Genomic DNA, 16,917 nt, shown 5'->3' with positions numbered 1-16,917 from the left:
TATTTAGGTTCTTTTTTTCTGCTCATGTGAAGATAATGAAGCATAAAAAGGATCGTTCAATAGGCAATTGTAGATCAAGTGATGATCGTCACATTCGCCTGTCAATAGGGTGCTGGTGAACGCTTACAACGTTACACTCCAGAACAAATCGCCAAGCACATTAGCCGCCTATTTAAAGGTTATATCGAAATAGACGGTATGGGTAAGTTTGAGTTCGACAATGCCAAGTTAATGGTTCCAGCTCAGCCAGAAAATAAACACTACCAAACTGTCAAAGAAATTAATTTAGCCATCAACCGTATTCGCACCTTTGCGATGTAAGACCCATCACAGTAAGTTGCTGCTCAGGTATTGTGCATAAAAAAGGCTTGATCGTTTACCGATCAAGCCTTTTTTATGCCATTTTAATTCTATTTCTGATGTGGATATTCGCCCCATTCAAAGCGTTTAATCATAGATCAAAATTGGATACAGAGAAAAGTGTCAAAGGCCATGGATGGCCTTTTCTCAAGCGACCAAGGATGGATCAGCGTCTTTTCGGCGTATTCAAATTGATCAAAGATTAAATGATCTTATTTGACTAAGCTAGGTAACTTCCCAGTAATTCCTAATGCTCGCTTCATCATTTCTTCTTTCATGCCCGGCATATGACCAATAAATTGCATACCTAAGCCTCGAACTAACTTCTTAGCCGGATTGCCACCAGCAAACAAATCTTTAAAGCCTTGCATCGCAGCAATCATTTTGGCCGCTTCAGCTTTACGCCAACGCTCATAGCCACGCAAATTACGATGTAAACCTATATCCTCACCGCTTTGCCATAGAGAAAGCACTTCTTCCGCTAAGCTTGCTGCATCTAGAAAACCAAGGTTAACCCCTTGCCCCGCCAGTGGATGAATGGTGTGCGCGGCATCCCCGACTAACGCTACTCGATTTTGCACAAAATCACGCGCATAACGCATTTTTAATGGAAATGCGCTGCGAGTTCCTTCGACTTGGCATACACCCAAACGCACATCAAATTCAGTGGTTAAGCTTTGATTAAACGCCATTTCGGAACGCTCAACCAATGCATCGGCGCGATTAGGTTCGGTTGACCAGACTAATGAGCATAAATGAGGATCAGACAATGGCAGCAGCGCGATAGGTCCTTGCGGAGTAAAAACTTGGCGTGCAACACCTTGATGCGGTTCAGTGGTACGGATATTAGCTACAATCGCACTATGGCCATAATCCCAATGGGTCAGCGGAATGTCTTGTTGTTTTCTTACCCACGAATTCGCGCCATCTGCACCCACAACTAATTTTGCCGTAAGTGAATCACCAGTCTCTAACGTGATCCAAGCTTCGCTTTCACCAACCACCATCTTGCTACAACGATTAGGCATAAATAATGAGACGTTAGCAAGGTTTTTTACTCGCTCTAATAACGCTAATTGGATCACTCGGTTTTCAACAATATGGCCGATATTCGATTGGGATAATTCATCCGCATGGAATTCAAGGCGGGCAAAGCTGTCTTTTTCCCACACTTCCATTGCAACATAAGGCGCAAGACGGCGGGCAGCGATACCATCCCAAGCTTGTAGGTTCTTTAAAAATAGCTCGCTGGCACGACTTAATGCCGACACCCGTGTATCTGGCATACTGTCGAGTTCTTGATTGGGTTCAACACCTTCAATCACGGCGACTCGCAAGTTAGAGTCGGCAAAAGACGCCGCTAAGGCAAGTCCCACCATGCCGCCACCCACAATAGCAATATCAAAACTTTGCATGTTATCGCTCCACTAATCCCATAGTTCGTTTAACTATAGGCTGTTTAATACAAGATAGATTACCCATTGCCATTAAAGCAAGGTTGCGACCCACCCGCAGGCTAAGCCAATCATTAGAAAATATATTCACTAAACTGGATGTCAGTGACATGGTTTGATTTCGGTCCTGCTCGCGAGATTGACGATATTGCGACAACACAGTATATGCGCCAATATCTTGTCCTTGTTCAAATGCCTGAGTGATGCTCTCCGCTAGGCTCATCACATCGCGGATCCCTAAATTAAACCCTTGCCCTGCAATAGGGTGTAAGGTTTGCGCGGCATTTCCCACTACCGCAAAACGATGCGAGATCACCGACTCTCGATAGCGTAACAATAATGGATAACTGGCACGCACGCCAACTTTCGTGATCGCCCCTAAACGCCAACCAAATTGTTGCTGTAACGCTTGAGTGAATGCCAGCTCATCAAGCGCTAGTATTTGCTCTGCTTGTTGCGGTGGTAAGCACCACACCACTGAACTGCGCTGATCCGACATCGGCAAAAAGGCCAAAGGGCCAGATGAAGTAAAACGCTCAAATGCTTTACCATTGGGTGGCAGTTGAGTAGAAACATTCACGATCACGGCATGTTGTTCAAAATCAACTTCATTGAGTTCAATATCCAGTAACTGGCAACTTTGAGATAGTGCCCCATCCGCGGCAACCAATAGTTTTGCCTGGAGGTGATTGCCATCGTTAAGTTCAATCACTACTTGTTCAACACTACGCTCAATGCGTTTAACTTGAGCGGGACAAAAATAGTCAATGGCGGCATGATTTAATTCGGTGTTGTTTAATTCGGTATTGTTTAATTCAGCTTGATATAATCGCCCAACATCCGCCAGTTCGACCACATAACCAAGTGCATCCACCCCTTGTGATTTAGCATCAATATCAGTGAAACCAAGGTGTCCTCGATCTGAAACTTGAATATCCGTAATGGCGGTTTTGATTGCTGAAAACTTATCCCATAACCCGAGTATTTTTAAGATATTGGCGGTGCCATACGATAAAGCAATAGCTCTAGCATCAAAGCCTGGATGTTGCTCGCTATTAACTGGATGCGCTTCAATCACCGCAATAGAAAGATTGCCGTGACACAAACGATGTAAAGCTAAAGCCAAGGTTGAGCCCGCCATTCCCGCGCCCACAATCACAACATCATACTGCTTCATAAGTCTCTCTGGTTATTAAAAACACACTTTTGATTAACGACTATTGTGGCTGAAAGACCCTGTCGTTAACTTGAACCCGCAAGCATTAATGTAATGTTTTGCTGCTCGAAACTTCTGCGTTTATGGCCGGTTTTGCACCTAGATCAGAATGTATAGTTAAGACACACACTTTCACATGCTCAAGCACTTGCTCAAGTAAAATAGCTTGCTCTTGTAGATCGTCGTCTTCGTCGATACCCAATTTCGAAATTTCTTCTAGATCCGCTAAGGCTTCTTTGGTTTCAGTCGATAATTTGGTTAAAGTCGCGCCCGATAACCCAAGACCAGAAATAAAATGATTCACCCAGTCGGATGTACCGTCTGCGTACGCTAGTAAATCATCATCACTTGGTAATAGTAAATTGAATTCCATGTCAGTGCCGGTCAACTCTGCCACAGAAACCGCATAGACGAGCTCTGCCATTTGCATCGCTTTGCTGCCCCAACCCAAACCTTCATTGGTGTAATCTTGTAGTAAGACCTTCCAATTTTGTCCCTCTAAAGGCAAACCACCGCATAACATTCCGGCGATCAAACCTTGCAATTCAGCAGGAGTAACCGATAACGAGGCGGCAGTAAGTTCAGTTTGGGCTAAGGTGTATTCAGGCAGGCGAATTTGAGTCATGAAATATCTCACTTGGCTATAATGGTAATGAATGAATCAATAAAAAAGAAAGCGATACAAATAAGCAGGCATTCTTTAATGATAATGAGTTCGAGTATATCAATTCCCAGCGGCTACCGAAAACCATAATCGGAGTATAATTAAGTTACTTTATAATCGAATTGCTCAACAATCAGCAAAATCCCCCTTCTATGCACTGAAATGCTTGAACAATAGCAAGGGTTTAGCCTATAGTTTGCCTTTCAATGAGATCAAGTTCATTCACATTATGGATATTAACCATAATGTGAATGAGTTGATTATTTTATCATCAGCAATAAAGAGTACACCATAGTGGAAGTCGAAATATTAGGAAAACTCACTCGTGTCAACTGCCCTTCAGGACAAGAAAAATCCTTGCAGGCTGCCGCTGATGAGCTGAATCAACGCTTGAACAAGATGACTGAACGTACTAAGGTAAGCAACATTGAACAACTACTGATCATTGCCGCTCTTAATGCCTGTTATGAACTTAATGAACTGCAGCAACAAGTGCACAATTCGGCTCAAATCAATGAGCGCTTAGAGCATTTGACCTTAACATTAGAGCAAGCATTACCGAACAAGTCTTAAATCATTAATATTGCTTAATTTATAGTCACAACAAAAAAATTTGCATCCTATTGAATGTTTCCAATAACACTCAGTAAACGGTGCAACAAAATATACCCTGGTGTGTTTGTCAGAGGATTTAAGTCCCTGAGCCGATAAGCAACAAACCAGGATTAGTATTTGAAAGCTATTGTGCAAGCTCGGCTCGTATCGAGAAGCCTACGGTTAACATTACTGATCCGCCTTGAACTCGCTGGTTCATAGGTCCATCGATTCTCAACGGCACATTGGGGTATTCTCTTTTAGAGGTCAGCTATGAACGACGCTCTCTCGCGTGACCAAATCCGCACCTCTATTCGACAAAAACGACAAACTCTCTCTGCACAAGAGCAAACCCAAGCAGGATTAGATCTGCTTAGTCACATTCAACAACTCCCCCAAATAGATCAAGCTCAAGAAATCGCACTGTACCTGTCCGTTGATGGTGAAGTCGATACCATGCCAACCATCCAATGGCTATGGCAACAAAATAAAAAAGTGCTACTTCCGGTTATTCATCCTTTCTCTAAAGGCCAACTGCTTTTTCTTAATTACACCCCGACCACACCGATGATCGCCAATCAATATGGCATATTGGAACCCAAGCTCGATAAAACTCAAATATGTCCGCTTGCCAGTGTCGATATTATTTTCACCCCCTTAGTCGCGTTTGATGATAGCGGACAACGCTTAGGCATGGGCGGCGGTTATTATGATCGCACCTTAGAAAGAGGGTTTGAGACTGGCACAGGGGCAAGCGCCATTGGCTTAGCGCATGATTGCCAAAAAGTCGCTCAGCTGCCAATCCAACTGTGGGATATTCCGCTCGCCACAATTGTGACCCCAAAACAGATTTGGCACTGGGAAAATAATTTTAACGCGTTATAATCCTGCGCAAACGTTTATATCGATCAGACTTAATCCCCCCTCTATCCATAGCTAGGAGCTACGCATGACCCAAGATGAAATGAAAAAAGCCGCCGGTTGGGCTGCATTAGATTACGTAAAACCAGGCAGCATCGTTGGTGTTGGTACTGGTTCAACGGTTAATCACTTTATTGATGCTCTAGCGACAATGAAAGGTCAAATTGAAGGGGCGGTATCAAGCTCAGTTGCTTCAACGGAAAAATTAAAAGAATTAGGCATTGAAGTGTTTGATTCAAATGAAGTGGCAGGCTTAGATGTGTATGTCGATGGCGCAGATGAAATCAACGCCCAACGCGACATGATCAAAGGTGGCGGCGCGGCACTTACGCGTGAAAAAATTGTTGCGGCGATGTCTAAAACTTTTGTTTGTATCGTGGATGGCACTAAAGCGGTCGATGTTCTCGGTAAGTTCCCTCTGCCGGTTGAAGTTATCCCAATGGCTCGCGCTTACGTGGCACGTGAACTAGTCAAACTTGGTGGCACTCCTGAATATCGTCAAGGTGTGGTGACCGATAACGGCAACATCATTCTCGATGTGCATAACCTTGCAATTGTCGATCCTAAAGGATTAGAAACCACAATAAATGGTTTAGCTGGTGTGGTTACGGTCGGTTTATTCGCTCATCGTGGCGCTGATGTCGTGATCACAGGTACCGCTGAAGGCGCAAAAATTGAAGCATAATTAAAGCCAGTTAATTCTGATTATTTATCTCCAAACTTATAACGGCATCTCATTGATGCCGTTTTTTTATACTTTATATGCGAATAGTCTTACCCAAGTTCACATTTTTTTGATACTTTAATCTACACAGACGCACATGGATCACAAAAACTCTTATACTTGCCAATTTTTGTTGGCAGTTTTGGAAAGTGCGCATCTCTTCATTGATAATTAAGGACGACGTTAAATGAGCAAAAACTCTCTCGATAAAGACAAAATAAAAATTCTTCTATTGGAAGGCTTACATCCATCTTCCGTTGAGGTACTTCAAGCGGCTGGCTACACCAACATTGAATACCATAAGGGCTCGCTACCAGAAGATGAGCTGTTAGAAGCAATTAAAGATGCACACTTCGTTGGAATCCGCTCTCGTTCAAATCTGACTCAAGAAGTATTTGATGCGGCAGAAAAACTCGTTGCCGTTGGTTGTTTCTGTATTGGTACTAACCAAGTTAATTTAAATGCGGCAGCAAAGCGCGGCATTCCTGTTTTTAACGCCCCATTCTCCAACACTCGCAGTGTGGCAGAACTCGTGCTTGGACAACTGTTATTAATGCTGCGCGGCATTCCAGAGAAAAACGCACTTGCTCATCGTGGGATTTGGAAGAAAAGCGCTGATGCCTCTTATGAAGCTCGTGGCAAGCGTCTTGGTATTATTGGTTACGGTCATATTGGTACTCAACTCAGTATTTTAGCTGAAAACCTCGGTATGCGCGTTTACTATTACGATATTGAAAATAAGCTGTCATTAGGTAACGCCACCCAAGTTCCGACCATGAGTGAACTGCTTAATAAGTGTGATGTTATTTCTTTGCACGTTCCTGAAACTGCCAGCACTCAAGAGATGATGGGCGCACAAGAATTTGCTCAAATGAAACCAGGCGCAATTTTCATTAACGCTGCCCGCGGCACTGTGGTTGATATTCCTGCATTATGTGACGCGTTAGAATCAGGGCATTTAAGTGGCGCGGCGGTGGATGTATTCCCAACCGAACCTAAAACCAATAACGACCCATTTGAGTCACCGTTAATGAAGTTTGATAATGTGATCCTGACACCTCACATTGGTGGTTCAACCCATGAAGCGCAAGAAAACATTGGGGTTGAGGTTGCAGGCAAGCTCGCTAAATATTCTGATAATGGTTCAACATTATCTTGTGTTAACTTCCCTGAAGTATCACTTCCAGAGCATACTGGCACTTCTCGTTTGCTTCATATCCATGAGAACCGTCCTGGCATCCTAACTCAACTCAACACCATTTTTGCAGATGCAGGTATTAACATTGCCGGTCAATATCTGCAAACGAATGCCGAAATGGGTTATGTAGTGATCGATGTAGAAGCGGAACGCTCTGAAGAGGCACTACTGAAAATGAAAGCAGTACCAGGCACTATCCGTGCTCGACTTCTTCATTAATTTGTCCTAGCAGCATAATCAAACGACAGTCAAAAACAGCGACTATTTCAGTCGCTGTTTTTTTATCTCTATTCCACTTACGATCGGTTCAGTTTGAATACGCCGAAAAGATGCAGCCTCACCCTTGAGCGCTTAATAAAAGGTCACACTATTGTTTGATTTTATACACCACATCGACTTGATCGCGGATCAGCATACTTTGATCTTGATAACTTTGATCGCTGGTACGACTTTTCATCATCATCACTTTAGCGCCAACAGGAGCGGTCATATCACCACGATAATGGATAGAGCGAATACCAAGTAATTGGGTATCAAACCCTTTGGCTAAGTCTTTTGCTTTTTGCTTGGCATCTTCAATCGCTGCTTGTCTCGCTTGTTGCTTATACTTGGCTTCATTTTGAGTTTTTAGTTGGATCCCATCGACTCGGTTTATCCCAGATTTCAATGCAATATCTAAATACTGATTGAGCTTGTCGAGTTGATATACCGACACCGTAATATGTCGACTCGCTTGATAACCACTCAGCTCTGGCTTTTTATCTTTCTCATATTGATACTGTGGTGCTAAGCGTAAATTACCACTCGCAATATCAGCGCGCTTGATCCCTTGCTCATCTAAAGCAGCAACAAACTGAGTCACGATTTTATCGACTGCTTGCTTAGCCGTTTTTGCTTGGCTTCGCTGGGCTTGAATCGCCACCGTAAACTCTGCCATATCAGGCTTGGCAACCACTTGACCAAAACCTGTGGTCGATAAAATGGCATGCGATACCGCACCATCGGCTAAACTCATAGCCGAAAATACACTTAAACTCAGTAATAACACCACACGACGATACATTTTCATACCTACCTCTTTATTAACAATCGTAGTAATACCAACAACATAGCTATCTGGCCAGCTAACAATACTAATTCCCTTTAATATTTGATCAATTTAATACGCCGAAAAAATGCTAATCCGTCCTTGGCCGCTTGAGAAAAGGCCATCCATGATCTTTGACACTTTTCTCTGTACTCAATTTTGAACGATCATTAAATTTATGGAATTGGTAAAATAATAAAAACAGTGTAGCAACAAAAAAGGCGCACGAGGCGCCTTTTGGTATTTTGTTACATCATAAAGAGGAAATTACGCTTCCACTTTATTCATGTGCACATCCATTTGTGGGAATGGAATTTCGATACCCTCTGCATCAAGCGCCTCTTTAATCGCTTGTAAAGAATCAAAGTATACATCCCAATACGCTTCTGTTTTCACCCATGGACGAACCACAAAGTTAACTGAAGAATCTGCAAGTGCAACCACACCAATCGTAGGGGCTGGCGTTTGCAAAATACGACTATCTGCGGCTAATACTTTACTGATAACCTCTTTGGTTTTCTTAAGATCAGAGCCATAAGAAACACCAATTACATGGTCGATACGACGAGTTGCATGGCGAGAATAGTTGACAATTGGACCACCGATAACGCCACCATTTGGCACCACAATCATTTTGTTGTCTGGTGTGGTTAATACCGTTTGGAAGATTTGAATCGATTCAACACTACCTGAAACACCTGCAATTTCAACGTAATCACCAGATTTAAATGGACGGAAAGCAACAATCAATACACCGGCTGCAAAGTTAGCTAGTGAGCCTTGAAGAGCTAAACCAATGGCTAAACCTGCTGCACCAATAACCGCAACCACAGAAGCGGTTTCAACGCCTACACGGCCTAAAGCGGCAATCAAAACAATGACAAATAGAACATAACGTACAAGGGAGCTAACAAAGTCTACAACCGCTTGATCCATTTGTTTCTTTTCGAGCATTTTAGCAACACTGTTGCCGATCTTCTTAACGATAATATTACCGATAAAAAGAATAACAATTGCTGAAAGAATATTGACGCCATATTGCACCAATAAATCAGAATTGTGCGTCAACCAATCGGTTAATTTAGGGGCAATAGCAGAAGCTACTTCTGTCACATCTTGTTCATCCATCGTTACTTCCTTATTCCTGACTAAGTTGTTAAATATTCAATCTTTATGCTGCCTAATTAAGACAAATGCAAATACATTGAACATTCATTTAAATCCTAAAGCTACAACATAATATATCGACTTTTCAGTGCAATGAAAACACTTTGTTACGTCAAAGTGAAAAAACTTCACAACTTCACAATCAAGATCTCATGCTATAAAAAAAGCCTTACTGATTAAAGTAAGGCTTAAATATGTTTTAACGATTAACCGTTAAAGACAAATTATAATACGTCTTTTGCGTTAAGGTCTGAGAATGCTTTCTCAAGACGCGCAACCATAGACGCTTGACCAGCACGTAACCATACACGTGGATCGTAGTATTTTTTGTTTGGCGCAGCTTCGCCAGTTGGGTTACCGATTTGACCTTGTAGGAAATCACGGTTTTCAGCTTCGTATGCACGAACGCCATCCCAGTTTGCCCATTGTGTATCAGTATCGATGTTCATTTTGATAACACCGTAACCGATAGACTCTTGGATTTCTGCTTCAGAAGAACCAGAACCACCGTGGAATACGAAGTTTAGAGAGTTAGCTGGAAGGCCAAATTTCTCTGAAACGTATGCTTGAGAATCACGTAGGATAGTTGGAGTAAGAACAACGTTACCCGCTTGGTAAACACCGTGTACGTTACCGAAAGAAGCCGCGATAGTGAAACGCGGGCTTACTGCAATTAGTTTTTCGTAAGCGTAAGCAACATCTTCAGGAGAAGTGTAAAGCTCAGACTCGTCCATACCAGAGTTATCAACACCATCTTCTTCGCCACCAGTACAACCTAGTTCGATTTCGATAGTCATGTTCATTTTAGCCATGCGCTCAAGGTACTTAGCACAAGTTTCAACGTTCTCTTCTAGAGACTCTTCAGAAAGGTCTAGCATGTGTGAAGAGAATAGTGGCTTACCAGTTTGCGCGAAGTATTCTTCACCTGCGTCTAGTAGTCCGTCGATCCAAGGAAGAAGTTTCTTAGCTGCGTGGTCAGTATGAAGAATAACTGGAACGCCGTAAGTTTCAGCGATTGCGTGTACGTATTTTGCACCAGCAACTGCGCCAAGGATTTGTGCACCTTGACCTTCAAGTTTAATGCCTTTACCTGCGAAGAAAGCTGCGCCACCGTTAGAGAACTGAACGATTACTGGAGCTTTAACTTTAGAAGCCGCTTCTAATACTGCGTTAACAGAATCAGTGTTAACAACGTTTACCGCAGGAAGCGCAAACTTGTTTTCTTTTGCTACTGCGAAAACTTTTTGTACGTCATCACCAGAGATAACACCAGGTTTTACAAAATCAAAGATCTTAGACATGGGTTGAGTCCTATTTATTCTATCATTTAAATTATGTAGTAAACGTTTGCTTGATTAGCGCGCGGGATTGTAACAACAAGCTATCTAGACAACAAGGTATCTAAGAAAGAAGGTACGACAACAACCATAAACATCATCATAAATTGCGTAGCAAACGTAAAAAGCGAGAACACCTGTCCTCGCTTTATTCAATATTATGCTTTAGCACGCTCTTCTAGCATTGCTACTGCAGGTAACACTTTACCTTCAACAAACTCAAGGAAAGCACCGCCACCCGTTGAGATGTAAGATACGTCAGCTTTGATACCGAACTTGTCGATAGCCGCTAATGTGTCACCGCCGCCCGCAACAGAGAAACCTGCAGATTCAGCGATTGCTTTAGAAATACCTGCAGTACCTGCTTCAAAGTTTTTGAATTCAAATACGCCAACTGGGCCATTCCAAAGAATGGTTTTTGCACCCATGATGATATCAGCCAATACTTTCGTTGAATCTGGACCAAGGTCGAAGATCATGTCATCGTCTTGAACGTCAGCAACGTTTTTGATTTCAGCTTCTGCGTTTTCATCAAATGCTTTTGCACACGCAACATCAGTCGCAACGGGGATTGCACAATCGTTCATTAGTTTCTTAGCGGTTTCAACTAAGTCAGCTTCGTATAGAGATTTACCAACATTGTGGCCTTCAGCTGCGATGAAGGTATTTGCGATACCACCACCAACTACTAGCTGGTCAGCAATTTTAGATAGAGATTCAAGTACGGTTAGTTTAGTTGATACTTTAGAACCACCAACGATAGCGACTAGTGGACGCTCTGGGTTATCCATTGCTTTGCCAAGCGCTTCAAGCTCTGCAGCAAGAAGAGGACCAGCACAAGCGATTGGTGCGTTCATACCAACACCGTGAGTTGATGCTTGTGCACGGTGAGCCGTACCAAACGCATCCATCACGAAGATGTCACAAAGTGCTGCGTATTTTTTAGATAGCTCTTCTTCATTTTTCTTCTCGCCTTTGTTAAAGCGAACGTTTTCAAGAACAACCAACTCACCAGCGTTAAGCTCTAAACCGTCTAGGTAGTCTTTTGCTAGTTTAACGTCGCAGTCTAGTGCGTCGTTTAAGTAGTTAACAACAGGCGCAAGAGAAAACTCTTCGTTGTATTCACCTTCAGTAGGACGGCCAAGGTGAGAAGTAACCATCACTTTAGCACCTGCCGCTAGGCAAGTTTTAATCGTTGGAAGTGATGCAAGGATACGAGCATCAGAAGTTACTTTACCGTCTTTTACTGGCACATTTAGGTCAGCACGGATAAATACACGCTTACCTGCAAGTTCCAGGTCAGTCATCTTGATTACAGACATGTTTGTTCTCTCAATGTTAGTGAAGTTTAAATTATAAAAATAGTGAAGATTTTATCCCTTGGTTTTTACCATTTACTGCGGTAAGTAACCAAGCAATGATATTCGTACACGCTATAAAGTGCGCGTGATCTTGGCGGCCGGAGTGACTCAACGGCGGCAGAGCATTTCACTCTCATCTTCCTTTTCTGTCAGGAAGGCGTATTTAATCTACCTCTATACTGGGGTTTAACTTTTATTATTTCAAGGGTAAAAATAATAAACCGCCTAAAATATCAGCGCAAAGCTATTTCTCATTTAACGAAGGTGCTTTTTTGTCGCACCTTATTCAAATGATGTGCAATTTTACAAAAATCGCCCCATCGCGACACTGGTATCCAGCATACGATTAGCAAACCCCCACTCGTTATCACACCACACCAGCATTTTTACTAGCCGGTGATTACTGACGCGAGTTTGAGAACCATCCACAATTGAACTGTGGGCATCGTGATTAAAATCAATCGACACTAATGGCGCTTCGGTGTAATCCAATATGCCATCCAATGTACAACGAGATGCCTCAATAATAGATTGATTTACGTCATCAACTTTTACGTTTTTGTGAACTGTGACACTTAAATCCATCGCAGAGACATTAATTGTAGGAACTCGTACCGAAATTGCCTCAAATTTATCGACAAATTTTGGGTAAATTCTGGCAATGCCTAAATGTAACTTAGTATCGACCGGAATAATTGACTGACTGGCGGCGCGAGAACGGCGTAGATCGGGGTGGTAAGCATCGATAACTTGTTGATCATTCATTGATGAGTGAATCGTGGTGATGGTGCCGGACTCAATTCCAAACGCTTCATCTAATGCTTTAATCACAGGAATAATGCAATTAGTGGTACAAGAGCCATTCGATACCACGTTATGTTCAGCTAATAAGCTGTCGTGGTTAACGCCATAAATAATGGTATTGTCGAGATCGTTATCACCTGGATGTGAAAACAATACTTTTTTGGCCCCTGCTTGGATATGCAATTGACCATCACTTTGATTACCAAACTTTCCGGTACAATCTAATACGATATCGACGTTAAGATCTTTCCACGGTAATAATTTTATGTCTTTTAAATGCAGAATACGAATGGCATCGAATGACGCATCTTGATGATGAATAAAGAGATGTTCTTGTTCATGGGTCACTTTTTTAAAAAAACGCCCGTGGCTTGAATCGTATTGCAGCAAGTGCGCCATGCTTTCAGGTTCTGCCAGTTCATTGACCGCCACCACCTGAATATCTTGGTTTTTACCACTTTCATATAAAGCGCGCAGCACACTGCGACCAATTCGGCCAAACCCATTAATGGCGACTCTTAACATCCGTATTCACTCTTCTATATACAACTAGGGGATTCACGTGCGGCTAAGTTTACCCTATCTATGATGAAATACAAAAATCCCTTCAAACCATAATCTATTTCTAGTTAAAAGCTTAAAGGGATTTGTTCGGGTTTAATTTAGCGATGCAAGTCGCTTCGATTCACCGTGATTACAATTTAATAAACAACAAGTCACATGGCATTTCGCGAACTAGCGGCTCAGAGGGAGATAATAATACCTGACGTAGTAAGCTTGATTTATGGTGTCCCATCATCACTAAATCAATATTGTAAGCTGAGACGGCTTGAATGATTTCATCTTCAATCGCCCCTGTGCTGACTAAGTATTTATCTACCATCACATTCGATTCAGCTAACATGTTTTTGATTTCAACCACAGATTCATGGTGAACACGGTCTTGAAACTCATCGGTATTAATATCAATCACGCCGTCATAAGTATCTAAGAAGTTCGGATCGATATGGATCAGGTTCAACTTAGCTTGATGTAACATGGCGATCTCTTCGGCTCTTTTTACTAATTCTTTTGAATCAGAAGTAAGATCAACCGCTAACATAATATTTTGGTATTTCATCATAAACTCCTCAAATGGATTAGCTAAACAAGCTCAATACGCCAGTCGTAATACCGTAACCACCCACAATCAACCATGCGAATAAAATCACCGCCAAGATAATAGGTTTAATACCTACACCGCGAATTTTAGAAATATTGGTATCTACACCTAGTGCGCCCATTGCCATCGTTAGTAAGAAGACAGACGCTTTCGTTAGATACGGAATGTATTCAGCTGGAATGATATTCATTGAGTTAATACCGGCAACACCAACAAACATAACCGCAAACCATGGAATGGTGATTTTGGCTTTTTCTTCACTTGCTTGACCAGTACTTGAGACTTTTTTACCAAGATAAATACTCAATGCCACAAGGAATGGAGCCAGCATCATCACGCGGGTCAATTTAACAATCACAGAGGTTACCGCAATATCATGATTCATCGCGTTACCCGCGGCCACCACTTGTGCGACTTCGTGGATAGTCGCACCGGTATAGATACCCATGACTTTTGGATCGATATGGAATACATGGAAGATAAGTGGGTAAACGAACATTGCGGTCGTACCGAAGATCACTACGGTTGACACTGCCAATGCGGTTTGGTGAGGTTTCGCTTTTACCACTGGCTCTGCCGCCAAGATTGCCGCAGCACCACAAATAGAAGAACCTGTCGCGGTGAGCATTGCGATTTCACGGTCAAGACCTAACACTTTCATACCGATAAAAGTACCGCCAATGAAAGTCGTTGCAATGATAATGACATCGGTAACTAAGCCAGGTAAACCGACCGCAATAATTTGCTGGAAGGTAATAAAGAAACCATAAAAAATGATACCTAAACGAAGGAGTTTCTGTTGGCTAAATTTGATACCAGGCTCACTGCTTTTAGGTAAGTATTTAGGAAATACATTACCAATAATCATACCAAGCAAGATACAAATCGTTAACGAACTGATTTGATATTGCTTCATAAATTGTAAATCAGCGATTTGAAAAGACGCAATACTCATCACTAACATGATCAATAGACCTGTTGTGGATTGCTTTAATGTGGTGATGAATTTCATGACTTTACCTCTGTATGTATTTTGAATACATATTAAATATTTTCATTGTTTAGAACAATCTAATAAAACAGAACAAAGGTAAAGTTAAACTAAACGTAATTTTAGCAAGTCACTTTTAAAAAAACATCAAAAAAAAAGCCTCGTAACATGTACGAGGCCTTAAATAGCGTGATGAGTTCTACTGTGGAATACTTATTTATACTGAAACCTATTTATACTGAAACCTCGTTATACCGGCTCTTTTCTATGGATGAAATCCGCCAGTAAACCTAGAACCAACACCCCAACCGTTACCATTAGAATCGATTGAAAAACATGATGATATTGAGTTGCTGCCATAATTAAATCGACCGCATTATCACTTTGAGGGGTATCCGATGCGGTTAAAGAAGCAATATTGGCAGCCAAGAAATTCGCAATCGAACCACCAGCCAACATATAGATGCCCGCCAACGTTCCCGTTGCACCTTGTGGGTTTAAGCGAGTGATCGCCGACAACGCCACAGGATCGATAAATAACTCTGCCACCCCAATAAAGAACAAACCAATCAACAGCCAAAAGAAGGTGGTCTTACCGGTTACCATCGCAAGTTTGGCTGACAAAGTGATCAGGCTAAAACCGGCCGTTAATAATAGCAGCCCCATATTGAGCTTAGTTAAGGTTCGAACCGAAATGCTTTTACTGGCTAACATTTTCCATAACCAGGTCACTGCGACTCCGCCAACGATCACTGCGATGGGGTTAATCGACTGGAAAAATGCGGTTGGGATCTGATAACCACCAATATTGGTATTCATATTACGCTCGATAAATAAACTGATAGAACTACCACCTTGTTGATCAAACGCCCAAAACACCATTCCGAATACCATAAAGTACAAGATTGAATTCAAATTTTTACGATCTTGTGCGTTACTTTTTTTGTACAAGCCAACGATTTGAGTAAAAGATACCACCGAAATCGCGGCTAAAATGTAACCGGCCCATAAGTCTTTAAGTATAAAGATCAAGCCAACCACACTGGCGATTAAACCAACAAGCAACCATTGCCAATGTGAAATGCCAGCACTCTTTTTTAATAAAGCGGGCATGTTACCTTTTTTAACATGGGAAAAATTTTCGCTACCTGAAATGAAAAAGCATAAACCGATAAACATGCCAATACCAGCCAAACCAAAACCGACGTGCCACCCCCAACGACTGGCAGCATAGCCACACACTAATGGTGATACAGCAGAACCGATATTGCCACCAATATAAGAAATAGAAAAACCACTTTCACGCGCATCTTCATTTTCATGATACAACTCACCCAGCAAACAACTTGAGTTGGTTTTAAAGAAACCATAACCACAAATAATCAAAGCTAACGCAGTGTATAATGTCATGTGAGCATCACTCGGTACACTCAATACCGCATGACCGATAATCATCAGCACGCTGCCTACCACTACCGACCAAAAGTTACCTAAATAGCGATCGGCAATATAACCACCAATGATCGGGGTAACATAAACTAATGAGGTGTACGCACCATAAAGGGCATAAGCATGCTGATCGCTCATCAATAATTTTTCAGTTAAGAAAAGGATAAGTAACGAACGCATTCCGTAGTAACTGAAGAATTCCCACATTTGAATGGCTATAAGGTGAAAGAGCCCTTTAGGCTGTGAAGGTAACCGCATTGTATTCCTCATCTGATTCGAATTGAGCGACAAAAGTAAGCAAATGTAACAAGTAGTGAATACTTATACACTCTAATCGCTTAATCGCCAAGTCATTTGTTGGTCAATTCTTCATTATGAACACAGTTTATTACTCACTTTCAACATTTTGTTGCGATTTAAATCACAAG

The 16,917-nt window shown here is 42.0% G+C and carries 15 protein-coding genes, 1 other RNA gene and 1 pseudogene; 6 read left to right on the top strand and 11 right to left on the bottom strand.

Annotated elements, in window-relative coordinates:
* Positions 1-126: 126 nt before the first annotated feature.
* A pseudogene (locus tag HC723_RS07430) lies at positions 127-321 on the top strand (DUF1107 family protein); the annotation flags it as partial.
* 251 nt (positions 322-572) lie between these two features.
* Here the strand turns inward: HC723_RS07430 and HC723_RS07425 are convergent.
* The 3 genes from HC723_RS07425 to HC723_RS07415 all read right to left on the bottom strand — a co-directional run bounded on the left by HC723_RS07425 (position 573) and on the right by HC723_RS07415 (position 3,655).
* Positions 573-1,775, bottom strand: a complete 1,203-nt coding sequence (locus HC723_RS07425; RefSeq protein ID WP_153446284.1) for an FAD-dependent 2-octaprenylphenol hydroxylase — start codon at positions 1,773-1,775, stop codon at positions 573-575.
* 1 nt (position 1,776) lies between these two features.
* Positions 1,777-2,991: a 2-octaprenyl-6-methoxyphenyl hydroxylase gene (gene ubiH, locus HC723_RS07420; protein ID WP_190338645.1), complete on the bottom strand. Its 1,215-nt coding sequence runs from the start codon at positions 2,989-2,991 to the stop codon at positions 1,777-1,779.
* Between the two features lie 85 nt (positions 2,992-3,076).
* Entirely contained in the window at positions 3,077-3,655 is a 579-nt protein-coding gene (locus tag HC723_RS07415) for a UPF0149 family protein (RefSeq protein ID WP_153446281.1), read from the bottom strand.
* A gap of 333 nt (positions 3,656-3,988) precedes the next feature.
* Between HC723_RS07415 and zapA the strand changes: the two genes are divergently transcribed.
* The 5 genes from zapA (at position 3,989) to serA (ending at position 7,350) form a co-directional block, all read left to right on the top strand.
* Positions 3,989-4,267, top strand: coding sequence for a cell division protein ZapA (zapA, locus tag HC723_RS07410; protein WP_407701686.1), 279 nt, complete (start codon positions 3,989-3,991; stop codon positions 4,265-4,267).
* Positions 4,268-4,358: 91 nt separating this feature from the next.
* A non-coding RNA gene (gene ssrS, locus HC723_RS07405) (6S RNA) lies at positions 4,359-4,544 on the top strand.
* A 17-nt stretch (positions 4,545-4,561) separates the two neighbouring features.
* On the top strand, positions 4,562-5,173 hold the full coding sequence (locus HC723_RS07400) for a 5-formyltetrahydrofolate cyclo-ligase (protein WP_190338644.1): 612 nt from the start codon (positions 4,562-4,564) through the stop codon (positions 5,171-5,173).
* Between the two features lie 64 nt (positions 5,174-5,237).
* Positions 5,238-5,894 carry a ribose-5-phosphate isomerase RpiA gene (gene rpiA, locus HC723_RS07395; RefSeq protein WP_153446276.1) on the top strand — a complete coding sequence of 219 codons (657 nt, stop codon included), beginning with the start codon at positions 5,238-5,240 and terminating at the stop codon, positions 5,892-5,894.
* Positions 5,895-6,120: 226 nt separating this feature from the next.
* Positions 6,121-7,350 carry a phosphoglycerate dehydrogenase gene (serA, locus tag HC723_RS07390; RefSeq protein WP_153446274.1) on the top strand — a complete coding sequence of 410 codons (1,230 nt, stop codon included), beginning with the start codon at positions 6,121-6,123 and terminating at the stop codon, positions 7,348-7,350.
* 148 nt (positions 7,351-7,498) lie between these two features.
* Here the strand turns inward: serA and HC723_RS07385 are convergent, their stop codons facing one another.
* The 8 genes from HC723_RS07385 to HC723_RS07350 form a co-directional block, all read right to left on the bottom strand.
* A complete protein-coding gene (locus HC723_RS07385; protein ID WP_153446272.1) occupies positions 7,499-8,200 on the bottom strand; it encodes an oxidative stress defense protein in 702 nt (233 codons plus the stop codon).
* A gap of 285 nt (positions 8,201-8,485) precedes the next feature.
* Positions 8,486-9,346 (bottom strand): small-conductance mechanosensitive channel MscS, encoded by an 861-nt coding sequence (mscS, locus tag HC723_RS07380; protein ID WP_190338643.1) that lies wholly within the window; start codon positions 9,344-9,346, stop codon positions 8,486-8,488.
* 263 nt (positions 9,347-9,609) lie between these two features.
* Positions 9,610-10,686: a class II fructose-bisphosphate aldolase gene (gene fbaA, locus HC723_RS07375; protein WP_153446269.1), complete on the bottom strand. Its 1,077-nt coding sequence runs from the start codon at positions 10,684-10,686 to the stop codon at positions 9,610-9,612.
* 194 nt (positions 10,687-10,880) lie between these two features.
* Positions 10,881-12,044 (bottom strand): phosphoglycerate kinase, encoded by a 1,164-nt coding sequence (locus HC723_RS07370; RefSeq protein ID WP_153446267.1) that lies wholly within the window; start codon positions 12,042-12,044, stop codon positions 10,881-10,883.
* A 342-nt stretch (positions 12,045-12,386) separates the two neighbouring features.
* Entirely contained in the window at positions 12,387-13,412 is a 1,026-nt protein-coding gene (gene epd / locus HC723_RS07365; RefSeq protein WP_190338642.1) for an erythrose-4-phosphate dehydrogenase, read from the bottom strand.
* Positions 13,413-13,581: 169 nt separating this feature from the next.
* A complete protein-coding gene (locus HC723_RS07360; protein WP_153446264.1) occupies positions 13,582-14,010 on the bottom strand; it encodes a universal stress protein in 429 nt (142 codons plus the stop codon).
* Between the two features lie 16 nt (positions 14,011-14,026).
* The gene (locus tag HC723_RS07355) at positions 14,027-15,061 is read right to left on the bottom strand and encodes a YeiH family protein (protein ID WP_190338641.1); all 1,035 of its coding nucleotides are present in this window, start codon (positions 15,059-15,061) and stop codon (positions 14,027-14,029) included.
* 228 nt (positions 15,062-15,289) lie between these two features.
* Positions 15,290-16,747, bottom strand: coding sequence for a peptide MFS transporter (locus HC723_RS07350; protein ID WP_153446260.1), 1,458 nt, complete (start codon positions 16,745-16,747; stop codon positions 15,290-15,292).
* Positions 16,748-16,917: the final 170 nt, after the last annotated feature.

Origin of the sequence: Vibrio sp. S11_S32 (assembly GCF_014694465.1) — a bacterium.
Lineage (GTDB): Bacteria > Pseudomonadota > Gammaproteobacteria > Enterobacterales > Vibrionaceae > Vibrio > Vibrio algicola.
Note: the sequence above shows the minus strand (reverse complement) of the source record. Positions and strands in the feature narration are given on the sequence as shown.